This is a genomic window from Streptomyces sp. NPDC051018, from assembly GCF_044456085.1.
Taxonomy (GTDB): domain Bacteria; phylum Actinomycetota; class Actinomycetes; order Streptomycetales; family Streptomycetaceae; genus Streptomyces.
The window spans coordinates 158,455-183,058 of sequence record NZ_JBITFN010000010.1 but is presented as its reverse complement, the minus strand read 5'-3'; the positions used below and the strand labels follow the sequence as shown (position 1 = coordinate 183,058).

At 70.7% G+C, this 24,604-nt stretch carries 24 protein-coding genes and 4 tRNA genes; 10 read left to right on the top strand and 18 right to left on the bottom strand.

Annotated elements, in window-relative coordinates; translation table 11 throughout:
• Positions 1 to 19 precede the first annotated feature (19 nt).
• Positions 20 to 301: a preprotein translocase subunit SecE gene (secE, locus tag ACIBCM_RS19260; RefSeq protein ID WP_399244708.1), complete on the bottom strand. Its 282-nt coding sequence runs from the start codon at positions 299 to 301 to the stop codon at positions 20 to 22.
• A 110-nt stretch (positions 302 to 411) separates the two neighbouring features.
• Positions 412 to 484: transfer RNA gene (locus ACIBCM_RS19255), tRNA-Trp, on the bottom strand.
• Between the two features lie 373 nt (positions 485 to 857).
• On the opposite strand from ACIBCM_RS19255, the gene ACIBCM_RS19250 reads away from it, so the two are divergent.
• Together ACIBCM_RS19250 and ACIBCM_RS19245 are read left to right on the top strand one after the other, a co-directional pair.
• Complete coding sequence (locus tag ACIBCM_RS19250; protein WP_399244706.1) at positions 858 to 2,084, top strand: pyridoxal phosphate-dependent aminotransferase; 1,227 nt, start codon at positions 858 to 860, stop codon at positions 2,082 to 2,084.
• 137 nt (positions 2,085 to 2,221) lie between these two features.
• Complete coding sequence (locus tag ACIBCM_RS19245; RefSeq protein ID WP_399244704.1) at positions 2,222 to 3,304, top strand: adenosine deaminase; 1,083 nt, start codon at positions 2,222 to 2,224, stop codon at positions 3,302 to 3,304.
• Here ACIBCM_RS19245 and ACIBCM_RS19240 read toward each other — a convergent pair.
• A complete protein-coding gene (locus ACIBCM_RS19240) occupies positions 3,294 to 3,890 on the bottom strand; it encodes a TetR/AcrR family transcriptional regulator (protein ID WP_399244702.1) in 597 nt (198 codons plus the stop codon). The genes ACIBCM_RS19245 and ACIBCM_RS19240 overlap by 11 nt on opposite strands.
• An 86-nt stretch (positions 3,891 to 3,976) precedes the next feature.
• Here ACIBCM_RS19240 and ACIBCM_RS19235 point away from each other — a divergent pair, with 86 nt between their 5' ends.
• Positions 3,977 to 4,624 (top strand): NAD(P)-dependent oxidoreductase, encoded by a 648-nt coding sequence (locus ACIBCM_RS19235; protein ID WP_399244700.1) that lies wholly within the window; start codon positions 3,977 to 3,979, stop codon positions 4,622 to 4,624.
• An 81-nt stretch (positions 4,625 to 4,705) separates the two neighbouring features.
• On the opposite strand, the gene ACIBCM_RS19230 is transcribed toward ACIBCM_RS19235, so the two are convergent.
• The 8 genes from ACIBCM_RS19230 to ACIBCM_RS19195 all read right to left on the bottom strand — a co-directional run bounded on the left by ACIBCM_RS19230 (position 4,706) and on the right by ACIBCM_RS19195 (position 10,385).
• A complete protein-coding gene (locus ACIBCM_RS19230; RefSeq protein WP_399244698.1) occupies positions 4,706 to 5,761 on the bottom strand; it encodes a UDP-N-acetylmuramate dehydrogenase in 1,056 nt (351 codons plus the stop codon).
• Between the two features lie 184 nt (positions 5,762 to 5,945).
• A complete protein-coding gene (locus ACIBCM_RS19225) occupies positions 5,946 to 7,442 on the bottom strand; it encodes a DHA2 family efflux MFS transporter permease subunit (protein ID WP_399244696.1) in 1,497 nt (498 codons plus the stop codon).
• A gap of 126 nt (positions 7,443 to 7,568) precedes the next feature.
• Positions 7,569 to 8,228 carry a TetR/AcrR family transcriptional regulator gene (locus ACIBCM_RS19220; RefSeq protein WP_399244694.1) on the bottom strand — a complete coding sequence of 220 codons (660 nt, stop codon included), beginning with the start codon at positions 8,226 to 8,228 and terminating at the stop codon, positions 7,569 to 7,571.
• A gap of 396 nt (positions 8,229 to 8,624) precedes the next feature.
• On the bottom strand, positions 8,625 to 9,053 hold the full coding sequence (locus ACIBCM_RS19215; protein WP_399244692.1) for a MaoC family dehydratase: 429 nt from the start codon (positions 9,051 to 9,053) through the stop codon (positions 8,625 to 8,627).
• Positions 9,053 to 9,505 carry a MaoC family dehydratase N-terminal domain-containing protein gene (locus ACIBCM_RS19210; protein ID WP_399244690.1) on the bottom strand — a complete coding sequence of 151 codons (453 nt, stop codon included), beginning with the start codon at positions 9,503 to 9,505 and terminating at the stop codon, positions 9,053 to 9,055. Before ACIBCM_RS19210 ends, ACIBCM_RS19215 begins: the two co-directional genes overlap by 1 nt.
• Before the next feature lie 428 nt (positions 9,506 to 9,933).
• The gene (gene rpmG, locus ACIBCM_RS19205) at positions 9,934 to 10,098 is read right to left on the bottom strand and encodes a 50S ribosomal protein L33 (protein WP_006347275.1); all 165 of its coding nucleotides are present in this window, start codon (positions 10,096 to 10,098) and stop codon (positions 9,934 to 9,936) included.
• A gap of 95 nt (positions 10,099 to 10,193) precedes the next feature.
• A tRNA-Met gene (locus tag ACIBCM_RS19200) sits at positions 10,194 to 10,266 on the bottom strand.
• Between the two features lie 46 nt (positions 10,267 to 10,312).
• Positions 10,313 to 10,385, bottom strand: a tRNA-Thr gene (locus tag ACIBCM_RS19195).
• Between the two features lie 383 nt (positions 10,386 to 10,768).
• Here ACIBCM_RS19195 and ACIBCM_RS19190 point away from each other — a divergent pair.
• The 3 genes from ACIBCM_RS19190 to ACIBCM_RS19180 all read left to right on the top strand — a co-directional run bounded on the left by ACIBCM_RS19190 (position 10,769) and on the right by ACIBCM_RS19180 (position 13,825).
• Positions 10,769 to 11,989, top strand: a complete 1,221-nt coding sequence (locus ACIBCM_RS19190; RefSeq protein WP_399244687.1) for an amidohydrolase family protein — start codon at positions 10,769 to 10,771, stop codon at positions 11,987 to 11,989.
• Between the two features lie 439 nt (positions 11,990 to 12,428).
• Complete coding sequence (locus ACIBCM_RS19185) at positions 12,429 to 13,085, top strand: SDR family oxidoreductase (protein ID WP_399244685.1); 657 nt, start codon at positions 12,429 to 12,431, stop codon at positions 13,083 to 13,085.
• A 215-nt stretch (positions 13,086 to 13,300) separates the two neighbouring features.
• Entirely contained in the window at positions 13,301 to 13,825 is a 525-nt protein-coding gene (locus ACIBCM_RS19180; RefSeq protein WP_399244683.1) for a GyrI-like domain-containing protein, read from the top strand.
• A gap of 105 nt (positions 13,826 to 13,930) precedes the next feature.
• Here ACIBCM_RS19180 and ACIBCM_RS19175 read toward each other — a convergent pair whose 3' ends face one another.
• Positions 13,931 to 14,545: a hypothetical protein gene (locus ACIBCM_RS19175; RefSeq protein WP_399244681.1), complete on the bottom strand. Its 615-nt coding sequence runs from the start codon at positions 14,543 to 14,545 to the stop codon at positions 13,931 to 13,933.
• Positions 14,546 to 15,492: 947 nt separating this feature from the next.
• Positions 15,493 to 15,574: transfer RNA gene (locus tag ACIBCM_RS19170), tRNA-Tyr, on the bottom strand.
• A 236-nt stretch (positions 15,575 to 15,810) separates the two neighbouring features.
• Between ACIBCM_RS19170 and ACIBCM_RS19165 the strand changes: the two genes are divergently transcribed.
• The 3 genes from ACIBCM_RS19165 to ACIBCM_RS19155 all read left to right on the top strand — a co-directional run bounded on the left by ACIBCM_RS19165 (position 15,811) and on the right by ACIBCM_RS19155 (position 17,876).
• Positions 15,811 to 16,299, top strand: coding sequence for a YajQ family cyclic di-GMP-binding protein (locus ACIBCM_RS19165; RefSeq protein WP_399244680.1), 489 nt, complete (start codon positions 15,811 to 15,813; stop codon positions 16,297 to 16,299).
• A gap of 360 nt (positions 16,300 to 16,659) precedes the next feature.
• Positions 16,660 to 17,175, top strand: coding sequence for a methylated-DNA--[protein]-cysteine S-methyltransferase (locus tag ACIBCM_RS19160; protein WP_399244678.1), 516 nt, complete (start codon positions 16,660 to 16,662; stop codon positions 17,173 to 17,175).
• Positions 17,172 to 17,876, top strand: coding sequence for an alpha-ketoglutarate-dependent dioxygenase AlkB family protein (locus ACIBCM_RS19155; RefSeq protein WP_399244676.1), 705 nt, complete (start codon positions 17,172 to 17,174; stop codon positions 17,874 to 17,876). Before ACIBCM_RS19160 ends, ACIBCM_RS19155 begins: the two co-directional genes overlap by 4 nt.
• A gap of 9 nt (positions 17,877 to 17,885) precedes the next feature.
• Here ACIBCM_RS19155 and ACIBCM_RS19150 read toward each other — a convergent pair whose 3' ends face one another.
• On the bottom strand, positions 17,886 to 18,155 hold the full coding sequence (locus ACIBCM_RS19150; protein WP_399244674.1) for a GlsB/YeaQ/YmgE family stress response membrane protein: 270 nt from the start codon (positions 18,153 to 18,155) through the stop codon (positions 17,886 to 17,888).
• 88 nt (positions 18,156 to 18,243) lie between these two features.
• Between ACIBCM_RS19150 and ACIBCM_RS19145 the strand changes: the two genes are divergently transcribed.
• Positions 18,244 to 19,557, top strand: coding sequence for an APC family permease (locus tag ACIBCM_RS19145; protein WP_399244673.1), 1,314 nt, complete (start codon positions 18,244 to 18,246; stop codon positions 19,555 to 19,557).
• A gap of 430 nt (positions 19,558 to 19,987) precedes the next feature.
• Here ACIBCM_RS19145 and ACIBCM_RS19140 read toward each other — a convergent pair whose 3' ends face one another.
• The 4 genes from ACIBCM_RS19140 to ACIBCM_RS19125 all read right to left on the bottom strand — a co-directional run bounded on the left by ACIBCM_RS19140 (position 19,988) and on the right by ACIBCM_RS19125 (position 24,603).
• On the bottom strand, positions 19,988 to 20,380 hold the full coding sequence (locus ACIBCM_RS19140; RefSeq protein ID WP_399244671.1) for a YccF domain-containing protein: 393 nt from the start codon (positions 20,378 to 20,380) through the stop codon (positions 19,988 to 19,990).
• Positions 20,377 to 21,237: a zinc metalloprotease HtpX gene (gene htpX, locus ACIBCM_RS19135; RefSeq protein WP_399244669.1), complete on the bottom strand. Its 861-nt coding sequence runs from the start codon at positions 21,235 to 21,237 to the stop codon at positions 20,377 to 20,379. The genes ACIBCM_RS19140 and htpX overlap by 4 nt, the downstream gene beginning before the upstream one ends.
• A gap of 145 nt (positions 21,238 to 21,382) precedes the next feature.
• A complete protein-coding gene (locus tag ACIBCM_RS19130; RefSeq protein ID WP_399244901.1) occupies positions 21,383 to 22,939 on the bottom strand; it encodes an NADH-quinone oxidoreductase subunit N in 1,557 nt (518 codons plus the stop codon).
• Between the two features lie 56 nt (positions 22,940 to 22,995).
• Positions 22,996 to 24,603, bottom strand: coding sequence for a NuoM family protein (locus ACIBCM_RS19125; RefSeq protein ID WP_399244667.1), 1,608 nt, complete (start codon positions 24,601 to 24,603; stop codon positions 22,996 to 22,998).
• Between the last annotated feature and the right edge of the window lies 1 nt (position 24,604).

Genomic DNA, 24,604 nt, shown 5'->3' with positions numbered 1-24,604 from the left:
CCGACGATCCTTCGCGGGATCAGCCGAAGACGTACTTGACGGCTTCCTGGAACCCATAGTCAATCACGGTCACCAGACCGATCATGATGACGACGAAGACAATCACCACGGTCGTGTAGGTCGTCAGCTGATTCCGGGTGGGCCAGACGACCTTGCGGAGCTCGGCGACGATCTGCCGGTAGAAGAGCGCGAGGCGGCCCAGAGGGCCCTTCTTCCCGCGCTTGCCGCCCTTGCGGGGCTTCTCCTGGGGCGCCTCGTCCTCGGCATCAGGCGTGTCGATGGAGCCCACGGCGTCCGTCACTTTCTTTCACCTGAATCCCGGGTCGTGGCCGTGCCGCGCCCGGTGGAGCCGCACGGCGGTTCATTTGAATCTACGTACATGCGCACACATCCTGGCGAAGGTGTGTGTAGCAGGGCCGGAGGGACTTGAACCCCCAACCGCTGGTTTTGGAGACCAGTGCTCTACCAATTGAGCTACGACCCTTTGTGGCGTCCCCAACCTACCGCATCCGTGGACGTGGTCGGTGAGGGCCAACGACCAGTGAGTGTACGTGGTCCCGGGGCCCGCGTCGAACAGATAGCCCCGCAACGGTTCTTGGTCACTCCGGAGGGTGGCCGAGTCCCGCCGGTGTCCCTGGTCACACCGTCCCGCGCCGTCCGCTTTCTCCCGGCGGCCCCCTGCCGGCGGGCCACCGCGCCGCTCCCCCGGGTTCCGCTCGGCCGCGCTCGCCGGTCTTCCCGCGTTCCGCTCCGTGATCCCGTCCGTGGATCCGGCCCCGGTAGCAGCCGCCGTGCCCCGTGTCCGGAGGTCGAAACACTTGCGCCGGGCACGATTCCCGTCTGGGACCATGGACCGTATGAGCGCTGCAACCCCACCCACCGAGCGCCGGGTCTCCGCGCGCATCGGCGCGATCTCCGAGTCCGCGACCCTCGCCGTCGACGCCAAGGCCAAGGCCCTCAAGGCCGCCGGGCGTCCGGTGATCGGTTTCGGCGCGGGCGAGCCGGACTTCCCGACGCCCGGTTATATCGTCGAGGCCGCCGTCGAGGCCTGCCGCAACCCGCGGTTCCACCACTACACCCCGGCGGGGGGCCTGCCCGAGCTGAAGAAGGCCATCGCCGAGAAGACCCTGCGGGACTCCGGCTACGAGGTCGACCCCGCGCAGGTCCTGGTGACCAATGGCGGAAAGCAGGCGATCTACGAGGCGTTCGCGGCGATCCTCGACCCGGGCGACGAGGTCATCGTGCCCGCGCCGTACTGGACGACGTACCCCGAGTCGATCCGGCTCGCCGGCGGTGTCCCGGTCGATGTGGTGGCCGACGAGACGACCGGTTACCGCGTCTCCGTCGAGCAGCTCGAAGCCGCGCGCACCGAGCGTACGAAGGTCGTGCTCTTCGTCTCCCCCTCCAACCCCACCGGCGCGGTCTACAGCCGTGAGGACACCGAGGCCATCGGCCGCTGGGCCGTCGAGCACGGCCTGTGGGTGCTGACGGACGAGATCTACGAGCACCTCGTCTATGGTGACGCCGCCTTCACCTCGCTCCCGGCGGTCGTCCCCGAGCTGCGCGACAAGTGCGTCGTCGTCAACGGTGTGGCCAAGACGTACGCCATGACGGGCTGGCGCGTGGGGTGGGTGATCGGCCCCAAGGACGTGATCAAGGCCGCCGCGAACCTCCAGTCGCACGCCACCTCGAACGTCGCCAACGTCTCGCAGGCCGCCGCGCTCGCCGCCGTCTCCGGGGACCTGGACGCCGTCGCCGAGATGGGCACCGCCTTCGACCGCCGCCGGCAGACGATCGTACGGATGCTCAACGAGATCGACGGCGTGTTCTGCCCCGAGCCGGAGGGGGCGTTCTACGTCTACCCGTCGGTCAAGGCCCTTCTGGGCAAGGAGATCCGCGGACAGCGCCCGAAGAGCTCCGTGGAGCTGGCCGGGCTGATCCTGGACGAGGCCGAGGTCGCGGTCGTACCGGGTGAGGCGTTCGGTACGCCGGGCTATCTGCGGCTGTCGTACGCGCTCGGCGACGAGGACCTGGTGGAGGGTGTCTCGCGCCTCCAGAAGCTGCTCGCCGAGGCGCGCGACTGAGCGGCGACGGCCCCACTCGGAACCGGGCGGGGGCGGTCGGAGAGATTCCGCCGCCCCCGCCCGGTTCTGCGTTCGGGCAAGCGCCCGATCGGGGAAACCGGCTGCCGCGTGCCCGAGCGGTGCGGCAAGATCCGAGAATGGAACGCGTACGTGATGTCGGCCTGCTCCCCAAGGCACATCTGCATCTGCACTTCACCGGCTCGATGCGGCCGGCCACCCTGCTCGAACTGGCCGACAAGTACGGCGTCCGTCTGCCCGACGCGCTGACCGGCGGAGAGCCGCCCCGGCTGCGGGCCACCGACGAGCGCGGCTGGTTCCGCTTCCAGCGGCTGTACGACATCGCGCGGTCCTGTCTGCGCTCCCCCGAGGACATCCAGCGGCTGGTGCGGGAGGCGGCGGAGGAGGACGTACGGGACGGTTCGGGGTGGCTGGAGATCCAGGTCGACCCCACCTCGTACGCGCCGATGCTGGGCGGGTTGATTCCCGCGCTGGAGATCATCCTGGACGCGGTGGAGAGCGCGCGGCGCCGGACCGGGCTCGGTATGAGCGTCCTGGTCGCGGCGAACCGTATGAAGCACCCCCTGGACGCCCGGACCCTCGCCCGGCTGGCCGTCCGGTACGCGGACCGCGGGATCGTCGGTTTCGGGCTCTCGAACGACGAACGCAGGGGCATGGCACGGGACTTCGACCGCGCCTTCGCGATCGCGCGGGAGGGCGGGCTGCTGGCGGCCCCGCACGGCGGCGAACTGGCCGGCCCCGCGTCCGTACGGGACTGTCTGGACGATCTGGGCGCCGCCCGCATCGGGCACGGCGTACGGGCCGCCGAGGACCCGCGCCTGCTGCGGAGGCTCGCCGACCGGGGGGTCACCTGCGAGGTGTGCCCCGCGTCGAACGTGGCGCTGGGGGTGTACGAGAAGCCCGAGGACGTACCGCTGCGGACGCTGTACGAGGCCGGGGTGCCGATGGCCCTCGGAGCCGACGACCCCCTGCTCTTCGGGTCGCGGCTGGCCGCCCAGTACGAGTTCGCGCGGGAGCACCACGGCTTCTCGGACGCCGAACTGGCCGAACTGGCCCGGCAGTCCGTGCGCGGCTCGGCGGCCCCCGAGGATGTCCGGAACAAGCTGCTCGCCGGGGTCGACGACTGGCTGGCCGGCGCCCCCGGCCACCACGCCGGTCCTCCCGGCCGGCGCACCGGCCCTCCCGGTCACCTCACGGGCTGATCCCCCGCAGCAGCACCCGGACGAGACCGGCGGCGAACTCGTCCAGCGGGGGCGCGGCCACCCCGCCCTCGTCACCGTCGTAGGCGAAGGCCCGGTGGGTGCAGGCGCCGAGCAGCAGTGAGGCGGCCGCGTAGGTGTCGGCGTCCGCGGCGACCCGGCCGGCGCTCCGCTCGGCCCGCAGATAGGCGTCCAGCCCCTGGATCGGGATGTGCGGCCCCTTGCCCATCGTCCGCAGGGCGGCTTCGTGGCGGGCCTTGAGCCGGGGGTCGGCGTAGAGGGAGGCGGCGATCGGGAAGGTCTGGGCGTAGAAGCCCGCGGCCCGGCGGACGACCTCGGTGAGGTTCTCCTCCAGGCTGCCCTCTCCGGGCCTGGCGGTGAGATCGCTCAGCAGAGGGGCGAGTTTCGGCAGCCGTTCGTTCAGTACGGCGATGAACAGCTCCTCCTTGCCGGTGAAGCTCTTGTAGAGGGCCGCCTCCGAGCAGCCGGCCGCCCGGGCGATCTCCTTGGTGGTGGTGCGGGCGAGGCCGAGGCTGAGCATCAGTTCATGGGCGGCGTCGAGGATGCGGGCGCGGGCCGGTTTCTGCATGGTTCCTCCGACCGGACTTGACGAGTGAGTGAGTACTTACCCACTCTAGGAGTGAGTGAATACTTACCCACCTGGAGGTGCGGGCCATGAGGCTCACCGTGTTCGGGGCGACCGGCGGTATCGGCCGGGAGATCGTGGGGCAGGCGCTGGCCGCGGGCCACGAGGTGACGGCGGTCGTACGCGATCCGGCCCGCTTCACGCTTCCGGGGGCGGGGCCCGGGACCCCCGGCCTCACGCTGTTCCGGGCCGAACTGGCCGACCCCGGGCCGTTGCGCGAGGTGGTCGGGGGCCGGGACGCGGTGCTCTCGGGCCTGGGTCTGCGCAAGCTGTCCGACGCCGGACTCGTGACCGCGCTCACGCGCTCGGTGCTCACCGCGATGGAGGCGGAGGGCACTCGCCGGCTGCTGGTGGTCTCGGCCGCTCCCCTCGCCGGACACCCCGACGGCGAGCCGCTGCTGGACAGGGCCCTGTCGGCCGTGGTCAGCACCGTACTGACGAAGCTGTACGCCGACCTCCGGACCATGGAGGCCGAGCTGGCCGCGAGCGCCGTGGACTGGACGTCCGTACGGCCGCCCCGGCTGCTGGACAAGCCCCTGACCGGTGTCTACCGGACCGCCGTCGGCGGCAATCCGCGCAGCGCCCGGACCATCGGACGCGCCGATGTGGCCCATGCGATGCTCGCGATGGCGGACGACCCGCTGACGGTGAAGCAGTGCGTCGGCGTCGCGTACTGAACGGAGCGGACCGGGGGTGAAGTGCGCTTCCGTTCGGGGAAGCCGGTTCCGCCGTGACCGCTCAGCGCCGTGATCAGAAAATCAAAGGCTGACGCCGACCGTCACCGGTTCATTGACCAGGGTGACTCCGAACGCCTCGCGCACCCCGGCGACGACCTCGCGGGCAAGCGCCAGCAGATCCTCGGTGGTGGCCTCACCGCGATTGGTGAGGGCGAGGGTGTGCTTGGTGGAGATACGGGCGGGGCCGTTCCCGTACCCCTTGGTGAAGCCCGCCTTGTCGATCAGCCAGGCCGCGGAGGTCTTGGTGCGCCCCTGCCCCGCGGGGTAGGCGGGCGGGGCGGCCCCGTCGCCGAGCCGGGCGCGGACGCGGTCGAGGAAGACGGTGTACTCGTCGGCGCCGAGGACGGGGTTGGTGAAGAAGGATCCGGCGGACCAGGTGTCGTGGTCCTCGGGGTCCAGGACCATGCCCTTGCCGCCGCGCAGTCCGAGGACGGCCAGCCGGACCACGGCGAGTTCCTTGCGGTCGCCGGGCGAGACTCCGAGAACACGGGCCGCCTCCGCGTATTTGACGGGCGCCGACAGCCCCTCCGCGTCCTCCAGCTCGAACCGGACGCGCAGCACGACATAGCGGTCGGGGTGCTGCTTGAAGCGGCTGTGGCGGTAGGAGAACTCGCATGCGGCGTTGGACAGTACGACCGTCTCCCCCTCCCGGCGGTCGTACGCGACGACTTCGGTGATCGTCGACGAGACCTCCTGGCCGTAGGCGCCGACGTTCTGGATCGGAGTGGCCCCCGCGGAACCGGGAATCCCGGCCAGGCACTCGATTCCCGCGAGCCCCGCGGAGACGGTACGGGCCACCGCGTCCGTCCATACCTCGCCGGCGGCCAGCTCCAGCTTCGTGCCGTCGAGCCGGAACCCCTGGGTCGCGATCCGCAGGGCCGTGCCGTCGAACCCCTTGTCCCCGATGACCAGATTGCTGCCCCCGCCGATGATCAGCAGCGGGGTCCCCGTGTCGTCCGCCTCCCGGACGGCGGCGATCACCTCGTCGTCGGTCTCGGCGGTCACCAGCCGGGTGGCGGGCCCGCCGAGCCGGAAGGTGGTCAGGGGAGCGAGGGGGGCGTCATAGAGTTCCTGCACCCGACAAGCGTACGGTCCCGCCCCGCGTACTCCCGATCGGCGCCGCGGCTCGACCGGGGGTGGTTCCGGGGCATCCGGCCGGGACAACGGGTGCGGGTGCCCGGAGCGAACAAGTGCGGGTGCCCGGAGCGAACGCCCCGGGCACCCTCGCCCCGCTAGTCCGCGGGACGCCCCCGCCGCGGCCTCAGACCGCCACGGCCTTCCGCTCGTCCTGCTCGTCCTGCTCGTCCTGCTCGTCCTGCTCGTCCTGCTCTGCCGCCGTGTCCGACTGGACCGACTCGTCCGCCACCCCCGCCGCGGCCGGCTTCCGGCGCGCCGGGATCAGCAGGGCCGCCACCGCGGCCACGGCCACCGCCGCCGCGCCGATCCAGAGCGCCGGAACGATCCCGTCCGCGAACATCCGGGGAGTCCCGTAGCCACCCTGCGCCGCGAAGACCGCTCCCAGCACCGCGACACCGAGCGCACCGCCGACCTCGCGCAGGGCGTTGTTGGCCCCCGAGGCCATGCCCTGCTCTCCCGGCCGCACGCTGGACATGACCACGCTGGCGGCCGGGGCGAAGAAGAGCGACATTCCGACACCGCTGATGATCAGGGCGGGCAGCTGGGCCCCGTACGACACCCCCGGCTCCAGGACCAGGGCGAAGAGGGAGAGCCCGACCGCCTGGAGCGCGAGCCCCGTGGCCACGAGCGGCCGGCCGCCGATCCGGTCGGAGAGCAGACCGGCGAACGGCGCGATGAGCAGCGGCATCCCGGTCCAGGGCAGCATCCTCAGCCCCGCCTCGGTGGGCGAGTAACCGAGGACGTTCTGGAGGAACTGGCTCAGCAGGAAGGTCGCCCCGAACATGCCCAGGAACATCAGCGTGCTGGAGATATTGATCCCGGTGAAGGCCCGGTCACGGAAGAGGCGCATGGGGAGCATGGGGTTCTTGCCGACGATGCCGTGGCGTACGAACGCCATCAGGAGCACCGTGCCCACGATCAGCCCGGTGAGGATCGGCGCACTGGTCCAGCCGTCCGCGTGACCGTTGATCAGCGCGTAGACGATGCCGAAGAAGCCGCCGCTGACGAGCAGGGTGCCGGGGATGTCGAGCCGGGCGTTCGGCGCGTACGACTCCGCGAGACGCAGCCGGGCGAGCGGCAGCAGGGCGAGACCGACCGGCACATTGAGCCAGAAGATCCACTGCCAGGACAGATGCTCGGTCAGCGTGCCGCCGACGAGCGGACCGCTGGCCACCGCGAGCCCGGTCACGGCGCTGAAGATGCCGAGCATCGCACCGCGCCGTGCGGGCGGGACCGCGGCCGTGAGCAGTGTCAGGGTGAGCGGCATCATGATCGCGCCGCCGACTCCCTGGAGTGCTCGTGCCGCGATCAGCGCGTCGATCCCGGGTGCCAGCGCGGCGGCGGCGGAGGCCACGGTGAAGATCGTCAGACCGGCCATGAAGAGCCGGCGGCGGCCGAAGCGGTCCCCGAGCGCCGCACCGAGCATCAGCAGGACGGCGAAGGTGAGCGTATAGGCGCTCACCGTCCATTCGAGATCGGCCAGTTCCCCGCCGAGGTCCTCGCGGATGGAGGGCAGGGCCGTGGTCACGACCAGATTGTCGAGCGCGGCCATGAAGCCGGCGGCGCTGGTGATGACGAGGGTCCAGGCGGCGCTGGCACGCCGGACGATTGGCTGATTCATGGATTCCCCAGTGGCTCAGTGGTCCGAGAAGTGAATGTAGTAATTGATCACTAACTTCAATGGGCAGACGTCGGCCCATTGATTGGCACACATGCGATTTCCGGCTGCCCCGATCCCACGACGGGATCAGGCTCTGGAACCCGTTCCGGAGGACGGAGCACCGTCCTCCTCGCGAGGCACCGCTTCGGCCTCCGCGGCCGCCCGGGCACCGGGCCGGGCACGGTCCGGAGCGGCGCACGTCGGCTCACCGTCCATGATCAGCTCGCGCCACACCCGGTGGTCGCCGGGAAAGCCCAGCGACACCAGGGTGTTGATCAGCATTCCGTACGCCATGAACTCGGTGACGTCGTGATCGTCGCCGCCGAGCGCGCCGCGCGCCTGCTCCCAGATCCGGACCCATGCCGACCGGATCCTCTCTCCGAACTCGACGTCCCCCGTGGCTGTCGCCGTGGCCACGGCGACATAGATCTGCATCTGCATCAACAACCGCTCGCGGTCGCCGATCAGGCGCTGATAGGCCAGCGCCATCGCCTCCTTGGGCGACCTGTCGGGCCACTCCTCCAGTGCGCCGGCGAACGCCTGGGGGGTCTCCTCGATACAGCGGATCGCGACGGCCAGGAAGAGCTCCCTCTTGTTCTTGAACAGGCGGAAGAGATACGGCTGGGAGACCCCGACCCGCTCGGCGATCGTCCCGGTGGACGTGCCGTGGTAACCGCCCCGGGCGAACTCGCTCATGGCGACACGAATGACGCTCTCGCGCCGCTCTTCCGCACTCATCCTTGCCATGAGGACTAAGTTAGTGACCTATCACTACATTGTCAATGGGGCTCCTGCCGGGCGACTCGCCGGGGCCCGGCGGATCCTGGCGAGTCGCCCGGCGGGGCCCGGCATGGGCAAGGGGCGCCCCACCATGCCCCCCTGGCGGGGCGCCCTTGGCTACGTGACCATCCGGACCTGCGGACCTGGGGGCCTGGGGCCTGCGGATGTCCGAACCGCCCGGACAGCGGGCCCGGCCGGTCACCTGAACACGGTCACGCCCGGGTGCCGTCCGCGCCGCCCCGCCGGAAGCCGGTCGCCCCGGCTGCCCGTCACTCGGACGACTCGGACGACTCCGACCGGGACGGCCGGCGCCCCGCCACCGGTACGGTACGGCCCGCCGCGTACGGTACGGTCCCGCCCGGTTCAGGCGAGGCGGACCACGGCGCGGGACATCCCCAGCACCTTCTCTCCTCCGCTGACGGCCGTCAGATCGACCCGCACGCAGTTGTCGTCCAGCAGCGCGGCGACCTTCCCGCTGACCTCGATCAGCGCGCCCTTGTCGTCGTTGGGCACGACGACGGGCTTGGTGAACCGGACGCCGTACTCGACGACCGCGCCCGGGTCCCCCACCCAGTCCGTCACGACCCGTACGGCCTCGGCCATGGTGAACATGCCGTGCGCGATCACATCCGGGAGCCCGACCTCGACGGCGAACTTCTCGTTCCAGTGGATGGGGTTGAAGTCCCCGGAGGCGCCCGCGTACTGCACCAGCGTGGCCCGGGTCACGGAGAAGTTCCCCGCCGGCAGCTCGGTGCCGACCTCGACGTCCGCGTAGGAGATCCTCGCCGTCATCACGCCTCCTCGGCGGCGCGCGCCACCAGCTTGGTCCACGCCGTCACGACATGCCCGCCCGCCTGGTCGTGCACCTCGCCCCGGATCTCCAGGATGTCGTTGCCCGCGAGGGACTTGATGCTCTCGATGGTGGAGACGACCGCCAGCCGGTCCCCCGCCCGTACCGGCCTGGTGTACGCGAACCGCTGCTCGCGGTGCACCACCCGGTCGTAGTCCAGACCCAGTTGCGGGTCCTGGACGACCACTCCGGCGGCCCGGTAGGTGATCGCGAAGGCGAAGGTCGGCGGGGCGATCACATCGGGGTGGCCGAGCGCCCGCGCGGCCTCCTGGTCCGTGTACGCCGGATTGGTGTCCCCCACCGCGTCGGCGAACTCACGGATCTTCTCCCGGCCGACCTCATAGGGCGGGGTGGGCGGATAGCTCCGCCCCACGAAGGACTGGTCGAGCGCCATGGACTGGCTCCCTCCTGCTCCTGACAGAACCTGTGGTGTATCGAGCTGTTTTCACTGTCGGACTATCTGGTTCTCGGACTTCTGATCACGGTCCGGTTCACCCCCGGCGCACCGGCGACTTCCCCGATGTGGATCTGCTCCCGCGCGGTCTCAGAAGTGACCGGGTCAGAAAAGTGACCGGCACAAAGAGATGACCGGCGAGGGAAAGATCGATACCGAGAGAGGTCTCTGGATGCTGAGAGAAGACCCGGTACTGAGACTTGGTACTGAGGCTCGGGGCTGAGACTGGATACTGAGGCTCGGGGCTGAACCGGCTGCTGAGAGAGAACCGGCTTCCCGCTCGGAATACTGACGGTGATCGCCATGACAGTGATCAAACGACACGAGGCCGTCCCCAACTCGGGGACGGCCTCGTGTACGAGCCTGAGTTAGCGCGTTTCGCGGTGCGCCGTGTGCGCCTTGCAGCGCGGGCAGTGCTTCTTCATCTCAAGACGGTCCGGGTTGTTGCGCCGGTTCTTCTTGGTGATGTAGTTCCGCTCCTTGCACTCCACGCAGGCCAGCGTGATCTTCGGGCGGACGTCTGTGGCAGCCACGTGAGTGCTCCTTGGACGGACGGATGGGCGATGTACGTCAAACGCATAAAAGAGTAGCCGATCGGAGGACCGACCCCGCAATCGGCTACTGTGTGTAGCGGTGACCGGACTTGAACCGGTGACACAGCGATTATGAGCCGCTTGCTCTACCGACTGAGCTACACCGCTGCGATACCGGATCCCCTCGCCCGAAGGCGAGGATCTCCGACATCAGAGCCCCAATACGGAATCGAACCGTAGACCTTCTCCTTACCATGGAGACGCTCTACCGACTGAGCTATTGGGGCGAGCGATGAAGACATTACACGGTCGATCGCCGTTCGCCCAAATCCGTTTCGTGGCCCCCTGTCCGGCATCGGCCCGCCCCTGCCGGGCTCCCGGCACGTACACCGCGGGCCGTGGCCACGGCCGTCATGTACGCCACGCGACTCCCCTCCACCGCGCCCGTCCGCAGGTGCCCGCCCCCGCCCTACGCAGGGAATCCTCCCCGCCACGGGCGTCCGGGCCCACCACCCGCGTACGCCGACGGCCACGCCGGTACGACTATTCCGCTCCTCCTCGATGCCCGCCCCGGGCACCCCTAGGCTCGACCCGGGCTGCGTGATCTTCCCCCCTTCTCCACACGGCCCCAGCCCGACCGTCCCCACAGGAGCGCGATCCCAGGAGCGCGATGCCCGACAGCCTGCCGCAGCCCCCCGACGGCGCCACCGCCGACACCACCGCGCTACTGCTGTGCGGCGCCCGGCTGACGGACGGCCGCACCGTCGACGTACGGCTCAGCGGCGGGCGTATCGAAGCGGTCGGCACCGCGGGCAGCCTCGCCCCGCACTGCGCCCGGGTGGATCTGACCGGCTTTCTGCTGCTGCCCGCGCCCGCCGAACCGCACGCCCACGGCGACACCGCGCTCACCGCGGACTCCCCCGGCCCCGTCTCGTACGGGCAGGAGGACGTCCAGCGGCGCGCCACCGAGGCCGCGCTGCTCCAGCTGGGCCATGGGGCGACCGCGCTGCGTTCGCATGTACGGATCGGGGATGTCCAGGGCCTCGGCCCGCTGGAGGCGGTCCTCCAGGCGCGCCGGTCGCTGCGCGGGCTGGCCGATCTGACGGCCGTCGCGGTGCCCCGCCTGCTGACGGGCGTGGCGGGCGCGGACGGTCTGGCGATGCTGCGGGACGCCGTGAAGATGGGCGCGGGAGTGGTGGGCGGCTGCCCGGACGCCGATCCCGATCCGGCCGGATACGCCGAGGCGGTGCTGGAGGTCGCGGCCGAGCACGGCTGCCCCGTCGATCTGCATACGCACGGTGACGACCCCGCCCGGCTTGCCCGGCTGGCGGCGATGGCGGGCGGACTGCGGCCCGGGGTGGCGATCGGCCCCTGCGCCGGGCTCGCCCGGCTGCCGCGCGAGGTCGCCTCCCGGGCGGCGGACCAGCTCGCGGCGGCCGGTGTCACGGTGATCGCGCTGCCCCAGGGCGGCTGCGGCGCCGTGGAACAGCGCGGCAACGCCCCCGTACGGCTGCTGCGCGCGGCCGGGGTGCGGGTGGCGGCGGGCAGCGGCGCCCTGCGGGACGTGTCGAACCCGGTCGGGCGTGCCGATCCGCTGGAGGCCGCGTATCTGCTGGCCTCGCAGGACGGTCTCGCGGCCCGGGACGCCTACGGAGCGGTGGCGGAGTCCGCGCGGGCGGCGATGGGGCTGCCGGCGGTACGGGTGGAGGCCGGGTTCCCGGCGGAGCTGCTGGCGGTGCGCGGCGAGCGGCTCCCGGGCGTGCTCTCCCTCGCGTACAGCAGGATCGTCATCCACCGCGGCCGGGTGGTGGCGCGGACGAGCGCGGTACGGGAGTACTGCGACACGGCGGTGGCGGTGGCCCTCGAACTGCCCCGCCAGGCCCGGCCTTGAGACTGCGGCGCCGGGCTCGCGCCTGGGGCTGCGACGCCGGCGGGGCCGGGCCGCGCGTAAGGGTGGGCGTCTAGTCGGCCCGTGAGGGTGCCGGGCCGGGCTCGCCCGTGAGGGTGCCGGGGCCGGCGGGTGTGGGCGGGTCCGGGTCCCGATCCGCTCCGGCGCCCCGGTCGAGTCTTCGCACCCACTGTCCTGTGTCGTACGGGGCTCGGGACCTGCCCGCCCCTGGATACGGGCCGCGGGTCCGGGCCCGCCCGCTCCCGGGGACCGGGTCGCCCGGGCTCCCGGCCCGCCCGCACGGGGTCGGGGACGCCGCCCCGCTTCCGTACGGAACACCTTCGGCTTTCCGGCGGCTTCCGGTCCCCATTACGACTGCTTGTGGCCGATTCCGGTCGTGCTCGGCCGGGCGGGACCCGGGGCGGGACGTACGGTCGTATGTATGCGCATTGTCATCGCAGGAGGACACGGTCAGATCGCACTCCGTCTGTCGCGGCTGCTCTCGGCGCGCGGACACGAGGTCACGGGCATCATCCGGAACCCCGAACACAGCGCGGATGTACGCGAAGCGGGTGCCGAACCGGTGGTGGTGGACCTGGAGTCGGCCACTCCCGAGGAGGTGACCGCGGTGCTGCGGAACGCCGACGCCGCCGTCTTCGCCGCCGGCGCGGGGCCCGGCAGCGGTATCGCCCGCAAGCACACGGTGGACCGGGGCGCCGCCGTCCTGTTCGCCGACGCCACCGAACGGTCCGGCGTACGCCGGCTTCTCGTCGTCTCCTCGATGGGCGCGGACGCGCGGCACGCGGGTGAGAGCCAGTTCGACGTCTATCTGCGCGCGAAGGGCGCGGCCGACGACTACGTACGAGCCCGGCAGAACCTCGACTGGACCATTCTGCGCCCGGGAAGCCTCACGAACGACGCCGGTACCGGCGCGGTCCGCCTCACGGCCTCGACGGGCCGTGGAACCGTACCCCGCGACGATGTGGCCGCGGCGCTGGCCGAGTTGATCGAGACCCCGGCCACCGCCGGACTGACCCTGGAACTGATCAGCGGTTCCGACCCGGTGACGGTGGCCGTGCGGAACATCGCCGGAAACTGATCCGGTGGCAGGCACCCGAGGCATCCGGGAGGGGGCACGGGCGCGCGAGGGGCCCGGCCCTCAGGGACTCGGCGCGGCTGTCGGGGCGTTCCCGTTCGCCCCGAGCAGCAAGGGCGCAGTCGTCGTGGTCGGTACGTCAGGCGGGCGCGAGACGGGACCGGCGCGAGCGATGAATCCGAACACTTCTTCCGGTCCTATCCGCCATGAGGAACGACATGTCTGACATCGAGCCCACGGTCGTGGACCGCCCGGAGCAGCCGTACGCCTTCATCCGCCGATCCGTCCGCATGGACGCCTTCGGCCTGATCGCCGACCGCCTCGGCGAACTGATCGGCTGGCTCGACGGCCACGGCGTCCCCTTCGCCGGAGCGCCCTTCTTCCGCTTCAACACCGTCGACATGGCCGCCGAGTCGGAGGTCGAGGCCGGAATCCCCATCGCCGCGCTGCCCGCTCCCGAGGGGGACATCCAGATCGGTACTCTCCCCGCCGGCCGCTACGCCACCGTCCTCCACACCGGACACCCCGACACGTTGTTCGGCGTGATCACGGCCTTCCGCGCTTGGGCCGACCGGGAGGGCCTGGTCTGGGACATGAAGGAGATCGACGGCGCCGAACGCTGGGGCTGCCGCCTGGAGTCGTATCTGACCGACCCTCGCGTCGAACCGGACATGAACAAGTGGCAGATCGAGCTGTCCTTCCGCCTTGCGGACACTCCCGGGACCAGCGCCCCTGCGGCGTAGGACCTCTCGTTCGGATCCCGGTCACCCCGCCGGCCACCACACGCGTACGGGCCCGTGGCCGGGGAACGCCCGACGTCGGGGGGCATCCGACGCCGGGAGCATCCGTCAGGCGAGGACGTTGACGGCTCGGGCGATCACGAGTCCGAGGACGAGCAGGGACACCAGGGACTGGACGGCCATGGCGATCTTGGCCCAGGGGGCCAGCGGCATGACGTCGGTGGGGCTGAAGGCGGTGGAGTTGGTGAGGCCGAGATAGAGGTAGTCGATGAAGCGGGGGCGCCATCCCTCGGCGTTCAGATCGGCGCTGAGCTGCTGGGGGAAGGCGAGTTCGGGGACGGCGGGCATACGGTGGGCCCGCGCGGCCGGTCCACCGCCGTCGAGTTCGAAGTACAGCAGGGAGAAGGTCAGCACGGTGGAGACCCAGACGACGCTGCCCGCCTGGAGGAGTTCCGTGGCGGAATTGGTCTCGGGCCCGCCGTGGACGAGGTCGTCGACCAGCCGGACGGTCGACCAGACGGCGCTGAGAGCCAGCACGCCGACGAGGGCGATCGACACGGTGCGCAGGGCGGCGGAGCGGCGGTCGATCCGGCCGGGGTCGCCCGCGATCTGCGCCAGCAGGAGCAGCCCTTCGCCGAGGGGGAGCAGCCAGGGCGCCCCCAGACGCAGGTAGTCGGGCATCAGCAGGGTCAGCACCATGACGGCGACGACGGCTCCGGCCATCGGCCACCGGGCTTCCCCGTACACAGCCCGCTGCGGCTCGGTATCGCTCCTGCCACTGGTACGGGAGGTGCCGGGGCGGTGTCCGTTCATGTCCGACCGCTGCCCGGGCGCGGGGCGGGAGCGCTACTCCTACGGGCATACGGGGAGGCACCGGGTCGCAGGGCTGGGGCGTTGACCGGCCGGGCATGCGGTGCGGGGACGCGGAGCTGCCGGCGCGGGGCACCGACATGTGGTGCGGGAACGCCGAGCCGCCGGGCACGCGCGGCGGAGGCGCCGGCCCCCTGCGCACGCGATGCACCGTGCGGCACATCCGGCCCCGCCCCGGCCCTTCCGGCGTCGATGACGTCGGCGGTGTCGGGGCTTCCGGCGCCACCGGAACCGATGACCACCGCGCCCACCTCCGCGCCGGCACCGCCACACCGGCCGGCCGGGGCGCCGCCCGAAGAGCGCCGCCGCCCGGCTGGACCGGCGTGGACGCGGGTCACCACTTCCATGGCCATGGCTGGACAGACCGGCATAGTCCCCTGCTCACTCGGCTCTCGGCTTCGGCAACGCGCTGGTTCCCTGTCCGGAAGTCTGGCTCTTCCCACGTGATCGTCCCCCGATCACCGGGCAGGGTTCAGGCCATTGCGTACGCACTTCCTACGAATGGCTTCCCGGACATCGGCCGACCATCAGGCAACCGGGAGCATCCACCGCCGCTCCCCCGCTTCGGCGCCACCCCATCGCACGCCACCAGCAACGTCGTCGGGCCCTCCACAGCACGGGCCTCCCCGCGATCCCCGGCCCGGAGCCGAGTCCCCCGGGCAATCGGCGGACGCGGTGTCCCCAGCCCTCCGCCCTGGAACGATGTCGCCCCGGGCCGAGGGAGACAGAACGCCCTTTCCCCGCACAGCAAAACGGCCCCTGTCCTGCGTTTCCGCAGTTCAGGGGCCGTTTTCATCGCGTGGCGGCGCCAGGATTCGAACCTGGGTAGGCTAAGCCGACGGATTTACAGTCCGCTCCCATTGGCCACTCGGGCACACCGCCATGGGATATCGCCTCAAGATGGACCGCTGTTGGGCGGTGCTCCGTGGCGACGACGTAAACGATACCCGATGCCCGGGGGTGCTCCGCCACTGGATTGATCAGCCCTCGGAGCTGGTGCGGGTGGCTAGGCTTGACCAAGCGGTTCGGGGACTCCAGCCGTTTTCGCACCCACATCCCATGCAGTCGATGCAAGCCGATTCCACCTGATTTCAACCTGATACAAGGAGCCACAGGACATGGCCGACTCCAGTTTCGACATCGTCTCGAAGGTCGAGCGGCAGGAGGTCGACAACGCCCTCAACCAGGCCGCCAAGGAGATCTCCCAGCGCTACGACTTCAAGAACGTCGGGGCGTCGATCGCCTGGTCCGGCGAGAAGATCCTGATGCAGGCGAACTCCCAGGAGCGGGTCTCCGCGATCCTCGATGTGTTCCAGTCCAAGCTGGTCAAGCGCGGGATCTCGCTGAAGGCGCTGGACGCGGGTGAGCCCCAGCTCTCCGGCAAGGAGTACAAGATCTTCGCGTCGATCGAGGAGGGGATCTCCCAGGAGAACGCCAAGAAGGTCGCGAAGATCATCCGTGACGAGGGCCCCAAGGGCGTCAAGGCCCAGGTGCAGGGCGACGAGCTGCGGGTCAGCTCCAAGAGCCGGGACGACCTCCAGGCCGTGCAGGCCCTGCTCAAGGGGCAGGACTTCGACTTTGCCCTGCAATTTGTGAACTACCGGTGATGTAGCCGGCCGCGCCGGCCTCCCCGGAGGCCGGCGGATCGGAACCAGCAGGGCAGGGCCGACCGGCCATGACCGCGGGGCACCGCCGACCGACGGGCGACAAGCCGATACCCCGACCCGCCCGCGACCCCAGGTCGACAGAGCAGTGTCGGCGGGGCGGGCGACCGAGTCGGCGCTGGGCCCGAGGCGGCGGTCGGAGCCCCGGGCTGCGGACCGGATGAGCGGCCTTGGGGGCGTACGGCCCTCGACGCCGCGCGGGCGGCGGGCGTGACGTCCGATTTCCGCCAGCTTCGACGGCGGAGGCGGCACAGACTCGTAGGTGTGAGAACGCAGGACACACCCCGAGGAGAGGAACGAGCCATGACCGCCGAGACGGTCTACACGACCATCGACAGCCCGCTGGGCGAGCTGCTGCTCGTCGGCACCGATTCCGCCACGGCTCGGGGCGGCACGGCGCTCGCCTCGCTGTCACTGCCCGGCCAGAAGGGCGGCGCGGTCGTCCAGGACGGCTGGCGGCGCTCCCCCGCGGCGTTCGAGGAGGTCGGGCGGCAGCTGACTTCGTACTTCGACCACGGACTGACACATTTCACCCTCGACTACACGACGGACGGGGGCACGGACTTCCAGCGGCGGGTGTGGCAGGCGCTGGAGGAAATCCCCTATGGCACGACGGCCACCTATGGGGAGATCGCCCGGCAGGTCGGTGCGCCGAGGGCCGGGGTCCGGGCGGTGGGAACCGCGATCGGACGGAATCCGCTGCTGGTGGTGCGGCCATGTCACCGGGTGATCGGTTCGGACGGGGCCCTGCGGGGTTACGCTGGCGGGTTGGCGAGCAAGGAACACCTCCTGGGTCTTGAGGGCGCGCTGACGTCATGAACGGCGACGCCCTCTTCCCGAGGGAGCCGACGGTGATCGCCCCGGGCGCGGTGCATGTGCCCGGATGGCTGTCGGTCGAGCGCCAGGGGGAACTGGTCGGCGCCTGCCGCTCCTGGGCCCGCGGCCCGGTGCCCCTTCGGCACACCGTGCTGCCGGGCGGTGGGGTGATGTCCGTCCGGACCGTGTGCCTGGGCTGGCACTGGCAGCCTTACCGGTACAGCCGTACCGCGGACGATGTGAACGGCGCCCGGGTCGCCCCGTTCCCGGACTGGCTGGTGGAGTGGGGCCGTACGGCACTGGCCGTGGCCTACGGCGACGTCGGGGCGGTCGGGGCGGTCGGGGCGGTCGGGGCGGTCGGGGCGGTCGGGCAGGAGTACACCCCGGACACCGCGCTGATCAACTTCTATGACGGAGCCGCCCGGATGGGAATGCACCAGGACAAGGAGGAGCGGTCCGGTGCGCCGGTGGTGTCCCTCAGCATCGGTGATACCTGTGTCTTCCGCTTCGGCAACACGGAGTCGCGCGGGCGCCCTTACACCGATGTGGAACTGGTGTCAGGGGACCTGTTCGTCTTCGGCGGCCCCTCGCGCTTCGCGTACCACGGAGTCCCGAAGGTGTATCCGGGCACGGCGGACCCGGCGACGGGTATGCACAGCGGACGGCTGAACATCACGCTGCGGGAGACCGGCCTGCCGGGCTGACCGGTCCCACTACCGTGAGCGGGAGTGGCCGAACAGAAGCCGGTAGGCGATCAGCAGCACCAGGGAGCCGCCTATCGCCGCGGCCCAGGTGGTCCCGTCGTAGAACTCCTTGGTGAACGGCCGGTCCAGATAGCGGGCGGAGATCCAGCCGCCGATGAACGCACCGGCGACCCCTATGAGTGTGGTGCCGATCAGACCGCCCGGGTCACGTCCGGGCAGCAGAATCTTGGCGATGGCTCCGGCGAGCAGCCCGAGGATGATCCAGCTGATGATGCTCATGCCTTGAACCTGCCTTTCGTGGCGGTGTCATACGGAAGACGCCGGGCCGTCGGACAGCGGTTGCGGCAGCTCAGTAGGGTGCGGCCCCATGGCGCAGCAGCTGACACGGTCACTCGGTGTCGTCGACGCGGTGGTGATCGGACTCGGGTCGATGGTCGGTGCGGGTATTTTCGCGGCGCTGGGGCCCGCTGCCCGTGCCGCCGGCTCGGGACTGCTGCTCGGGCTGGCCCTCGCCGCAGTGGTGGCGTACTGCAATGCCATGTCGTCTGCCCGGCTCGCCGCCCGGTATCCGGCGTCGGGCGGCACCTATGTGTACGGGCGGGAACGGCTCGGCCCGTTCTGGGGATACCTGGCCGGGTGGGCGTTCGTCGTGGGCAAGACCGCTTCGTGCGCGGCGATGGCACTGACGGTCGGCGCGTATGTCTGGCCGGATCAGGCACACACGGTGGCGGTGGCCGCGGTAGCCGTGCTGACTGCCGTGAACTACGGCGGTATCCAGAAGTCGGCATGGCTGACGCGGGCGATCGTGGCGGTCGTCACGGCGGTTCTCGCGGCGGTGATCGTCTCCTGTCTGGGCTCGGGTACGACGGACTTCGGGCGCCTGGAGCCGGGGGCGGACACATCGTTCGGCGGGGTGCTCCAGGCGGCGGGGCTGCTGTTCTTCGCCTTCGCCGGGTATGCGCGCATCACCACGCTGGGCGAGGAGGTGCGGGATCCGGCGCGCACGATCCCGCGGGCCGTCCCCCTGGCACTGGGCATCGCGCTGCTCGTCTATGCGGGCGTCGCGGTTTCGGTCCTTTCTGTGTTGGGGCCCGGTGGACTGGGCCGGTCGGTGGCGCCGATCGCCGACGCGGTATGGGCGGCGGACGCCGGGTGGCTGGCGCCTGTGGTACGGGTCGGTGCCGCCGTGGCGGCCCTCGGGTCACTGCTCGCGCTGATCCTCGGCATCTCACGGACAGCACTGGCGATGGCCCGGGACGGCCATCTGCCGGGCACGCTCGCCGCCGTGCATCCGCGCTTTCGGGTGCCGCACCGCGCGGAGCTGGCTGTGGGGGCGGTCGTCGCCGTGGTGGCGGCGACCGCGGATGTGCGCGGGGCGATCGGCTTCTCGTCGTTCGGAGTGCTTCTGTACTACACCCTGGCCAACGCCTCGGCCTGGACACTGAGTTCCGACCGGGATCGAGGTACACCCGTTCGAGTGACGGAGACGGGTACGAGTACGGCCGGGTTCGGTGTTGTGCGGATGACGGCGGTCTGCGGGTTGGTGGGGTGTCTGGTGCTGGCCTTCGCCCTGCCCGCTTCCTCGGTCCTGGCGGGCTCCGCCGTGCTGGCGCTGGGGGCGGCGCTCTACGGCGTACGGCGGCTCCGGCACAGGTCCCGGCGGCCGGAATCCGGGTGGTAGCCATGGCCCCCGCCGTACGGCCTGGGTGCACGACGTCGTACGGCGGAGGAGACCAGCCCGGTCAGAGCCCTCTCCGGCGGACGAGCCGACCACAGGCACCGGGCCTCGGCGACGACGTCGAGAGCCCCATCGTTCCTCCGAGCGTGCTCAGGAGATGCCCTCGATATCGGTGATGCGCGTGCTTGCGATCCGGTAGGTGCCGCCGGGAGGGCCGTCCGGACAACGCCGTAGAGCGGTAGGGCGAGGGCACGCCGGGAAAGAGCGCCCCGCCTGGTCGAATCGCGCCCGGCCCGTCCGCGGCGGCGCCTCGGCCCATGGTTCATGGACCGCGAAGGCGGCGCGGGGCGGCCGGTCGTGGTCCTCGTGCCGGTGGAGGGTCAGATCCACCGGCCCGGGGGCCCTGCGGAAGGGGTCCCCCGGTTGTTCGGTGTCAGCGGACGCCGAACGCCTGGTCCGTCGGAACGATCTCCTTGCCGAGAGGCAGCAGGGAGACCGGGATCAGCTTGAAGTTGGCGAGGCCCAGGGGGATGCCGATGATGGTGATGCACAGAACGATTCCGGTGACGACATGCCCGAGGGCCAGCCACCAGCCGGCGAGGATCAGCCACAGCACATTGCCGACGCACGACGGTGCCCCCGCGTCATGGCGGTCGACCACGGTGTAGCCGAAGGGCCAGAGGGCGTAGACACCGATACGGAACGCGGCCAGGCCGAAGGGGATGCCGATGATGGTGATGCAGAGCAGCACGCCTGCGAGCATGTAGCCCAGAAACATCCAGAATCCGCACAGGATGAGCCAGATGATGTTCAGGATTGTCTTCATGGACGTCGACCTGCCATCTGTTCGAGTCGGGCGATACGCTCCGCCATGGGCGGGTGCGTGGAGAACATCTTTGACAGACCCCTACCCGGCCTGAAGGGGTTTGCGATCATCATGTGACTCGCGGTCTCCAGCCGGGGCTCGGGGGGCAGGGGCAGTTGTTTGGTGCCCGCGTCGAGTTTGCGCAGGGCGCTCGCGAGGGCCAGTGGGTCTCCGGTGAGCTGTGCGCCCGACGCGTCGGCCTCGTACTCCCGGGAGCGGCTGACGGCGAGCTGGATGATCGACGCGGCCACCGGGCCGAGGATCATGATCAGCAGCATGCCCAGAAGGCCGGGTCCGTCGTCGTCGGACCGGCCGACGGGGATCAGCCAGGCGAAGTTCACCAGGAACATCACCACGGACGCGAGGGCTCCGGCGACGGACGAGATGAGGATGTCCCGGTTGTACACATGGCTGAGCTCATGGCCGATGACCCCGCGCAGCTCCCGCTCGTCGAGGATCCGGAGGATCCCCTCGGTGCAGCAGACGGCGGCATTGCGGGGGTTGCGGCCGGTGGCGAAGGCATTGGGCGCCTGGGTCGGTGAGATGTACAGCCGTGGCATGGGCTGGCGGGCCGCCGTCGAGAGCTCACGGACCATCTTGTACAGCCCCGGGGCCTCGAATTCGCTCACGGGTCGGGCGCGCATGGCGCGCAGCGCCAGTTTGTCGCTGTTCCAGTAGGCGTACGCGTTGGTCCCGACCGCCACGACGAGCGCGACGATCAGTCCCGTACGGCCGAAGAAGCTGCCGATGAGGAGGATGAGTGCGGATAGTCCACCGAGGAGTACGGCGGTCTTCAGCCCGTTGTGCCGGCGGTGCACGGTACGCCCTCCAAATGGTGCGGCAGGGGACCCCTCTACGTGGTGTCTCCACTCTCCAGTGGACCCTTCTGTACTGGTCAACGCCAGGCGAAGGGGGCAAGTTCCCCGGCGCTCCGGGGCTGGAGGGGAGCCGTTCGGGTGACGGTCAGAACAGGCTGGTCGTCACGAACCGCAGCACCAGCTCCGGGTAGCCGGACAGGACGACGCCCGCGACGGCGGTGAGGGAGAGGGCCGCGACAAGGGGGGCGGGGGCCGCCGGGGCGCGGGCCGGGGCCGCCGTTTCCGCGACGGTGTCCGCCGCGCCCTCGGGGGCCCGGAAGAGGATCGCCGTCCAACGCAGGTAGTAGTACAGGGCGATCACCACGTTGACGGCCATGACGACGGCCAGCCAGCCGAGACCGGCGTCGACGGCGGACGAGAAGACGGTCACCTTGGCGAACAGCCCGATGATGCCGGGCGGCAGCCCGGCCAGGCAGATCAGGAAGAACCCCATGGTCAGGGCGGTGAGCGGACGCTCCGCGTACAGGCCCCGGTAGTCGGCGATCCGGTTGGCCGGGTGCGTACGGGCGACGATTGCGGCAACGGCGAAGGCACCGAGGTTGACAACGGCGTACATGAGGGCGTAAGCGACGGTCGAGCCGATCTGGTCCTCGCTGGTGTACGCGGCTGCCGCGATCGGCACCAGGATGTAGCCCGCCTGGGCGACGGACGACCACGCCAGCAGGCGTACCGCGCTCCACGCGCGCGTGGCCGACTGCCGGAGCGCGGCGACGTTGCCGGCGGTCATGGTCAGGGCGGCCAGTACGGCGATCGCGGGACCCCAGACGTCGGCGTACGCAGGGAAGGCGATCACGGTCACCAGGACGAGACCGGAGAATCCGACCGCCTTGCCGACGACGGAGAGGAAGGCGGCGACGGGCAGGGGTGCGCCCACATAGGTGTCGGGGACCCAGAAGTGGAAGGGGACCGCGGCGGTTTTGAAGGCGAAGCCGATGAGGGTCAGCGCCACTCCGGTCTTCGCGAGGGTGTCCAGTTGGCCGGGGACGCCGTCGAGCTCTGCGGCGATCCTGGTGAGGTGGAGGGTGCCGGTGGTGGCGTACACGAAGCTCACGCCCAGCAGGGTCACGGCCGTCGCGGTCACCGAGGACAGGAAGAACTTCAGCGCCGCCTCACTGGAGAGCCGGTCCCCGCGCCGGAGGCCGACGAGCGCGAAGGCCGGCAGCGAGGCGACTTCGAGGGCGACGACGAGGGTGGCCAGGTCCCGTGAGGCGGGCAGCAGGGCCGCTCCCGCCGCGGAAGAGAGCAGCAGGAACCAGTACTCGCCCGCGGGGAGCTTTCGGCGGGTGTCCTGGAGCGAGAGCAGCGCGGTGAGGAGGGCGCCGCCGAGCACGAGGAGCTGGATGGCGAGGGCGAAGTGGTCCGCGGTGTAGCTGCAGGTGTCGGTGTCGGTCGTGAGGCAGAAGGTGCTGCGGTCGCCCCCGTTCAGCGGCACGAGTGCGAGCAGTGCGGCGGCGAGGCCGGTGACCGCCCCGATGCCCAGCAGGTTCTTGTGCTTCTGGGGCACGAACAGATCGGCGACCAGGATGATCAGGGCGACCGCCGCCGTGATGGTGGGCGGCGCGATCGTGACCCAGTCGACGGACTGGACGAGGTTCACGATTCCCGAGGCTCCGGTGACGCCGTCGGTGCCGGAGGGCGCGATGGCCGCGGCGGGGCCGGTGGAAGCTGCGGCGGGACCGGCGCCGCCGATGGCCAGGGTCACGACTTGCCTCCTGCGAGGAGCTTCTGCACGGCCGGATCGGTGAGGCCGAGGAGGATCGCGGGCCACAGCCCGGCGAGGACGGTGAGGGCAACCAGGGGGGTCCAGGCGGCGAATTCGTACCCCCGGACGTCGGCGAGCGGTTGGGGCTCACGCTCCGCCGGGAGCGGTACGCCCATGCAGACGCGGCGCACGACGATCAGGAGATACGCGGCGGTGAGCAGGGTGCCGAAGCCGCCGATCACCATGAAGGTGAGGAAGGCGGGGCGGCTGAGACCGTCGGCCGGGTCGAACGCGCCGAAGAGCGCCAGCATCTCGCCCCAGAATCCGGCGAGGCCCGGCAGCCCGAGGGAGGCGACGGCGGCGAACGCGAGGAGGCCGCCGAGGCGGGGCGCACGGCCGTAGAGGGCCGCCCCGGTGGCTCCGGCGAGGGTGTCGAGGTCGGCCGTGCCGTAGCGGTCCTTGACCGCTCCGACCAGGAAGAACAGCAGGCCGGTGATGAGGCCGTGGGCGATGTTGGCGAACAGCGCGCCGTTCACACCGGTGGGGGTCATCGTCGCGATGCCGAGGAGGACGAAGCCCATGTGGCCGACGGAGGAGTAGGCAATCAGGCGCTTGAGGTCGCCGCCCGCGCCCTGTTTGGCGAGTGCGAGACAGGCCAGGGAGCCGTAGATGATGCCGACCACGGCGAATGCGGCGAGGTAGGGCGCGAAGGTCCGCATTCCGTCGGGCGCGATGGGCAGGACGATACGGACGAATCCGTACGTACCCATCTTGAGCAGGACGCCCGCCAGAAGCACCGAGCCGACGGTCGGAGCGGCGGTGTGGGCATCGGGCAGCCAGCTGTGCAGAGGCCACATCGGCGTCTTCACCGCGAGACCGATCCCGATCGCCAGCACCGCGATGACCTGCGTGGACGCGGTCAGCCCCCGGCCGTTGTCAGTGGCGAGTGCCACCATGTCGAAGGTGCCGCTCTTCAGCCCGATGAGCAGCAGGCCGAGCAGCATGACGACGGAGCCGAGCAGCGTGTAGAGGATGAACTTCCAGGCGGCGGCCCGCCTGGCCTCGCCGCCCCAGCGGGCGATGAGGAAGTACATCGGGATGAGCACCATCTCGAATGCCAGGAAGAAGAGCAGCAGATCGAGGACCGCGAAGGTCGCGAGGGTCCCCGATTCGAGGACGAGCAGCAGCGCCACGAAGGCCTTCGGGGAGCGTCCCGAGGATTTCGCGGTCAGGGGCCGGTCCCGCATGGAGAAGTAGCTGTAGAGCGCGCAGAGGAAGGTCAGCAGGGCCGTCAGGACCAGAAGGGGGAGGGAAATGCCGTCGACGCCGAGGTGGATCCGCACATCGAGTGCGGGGATCCAGCTGATGTCCGTGCTTGCCTGCATCTTCGACGGATGGTCGTGGTCGAAGCCGATGACCAGGACGACCGCGGCGGCCAGGACCGCTCCGGTGACGGTCACGCCATGGCGCAGCACCGCCTGGCCGGGGTTCCTGCCGCGCAGTCCGGGCGGGGCGGGCAGCAGCGCGGCCACGGCGCCGATGAGCGGGCCGACGACGATGAACGCGAGAAGGAACTGCATCACGGACTCGCTGATATCGATCACG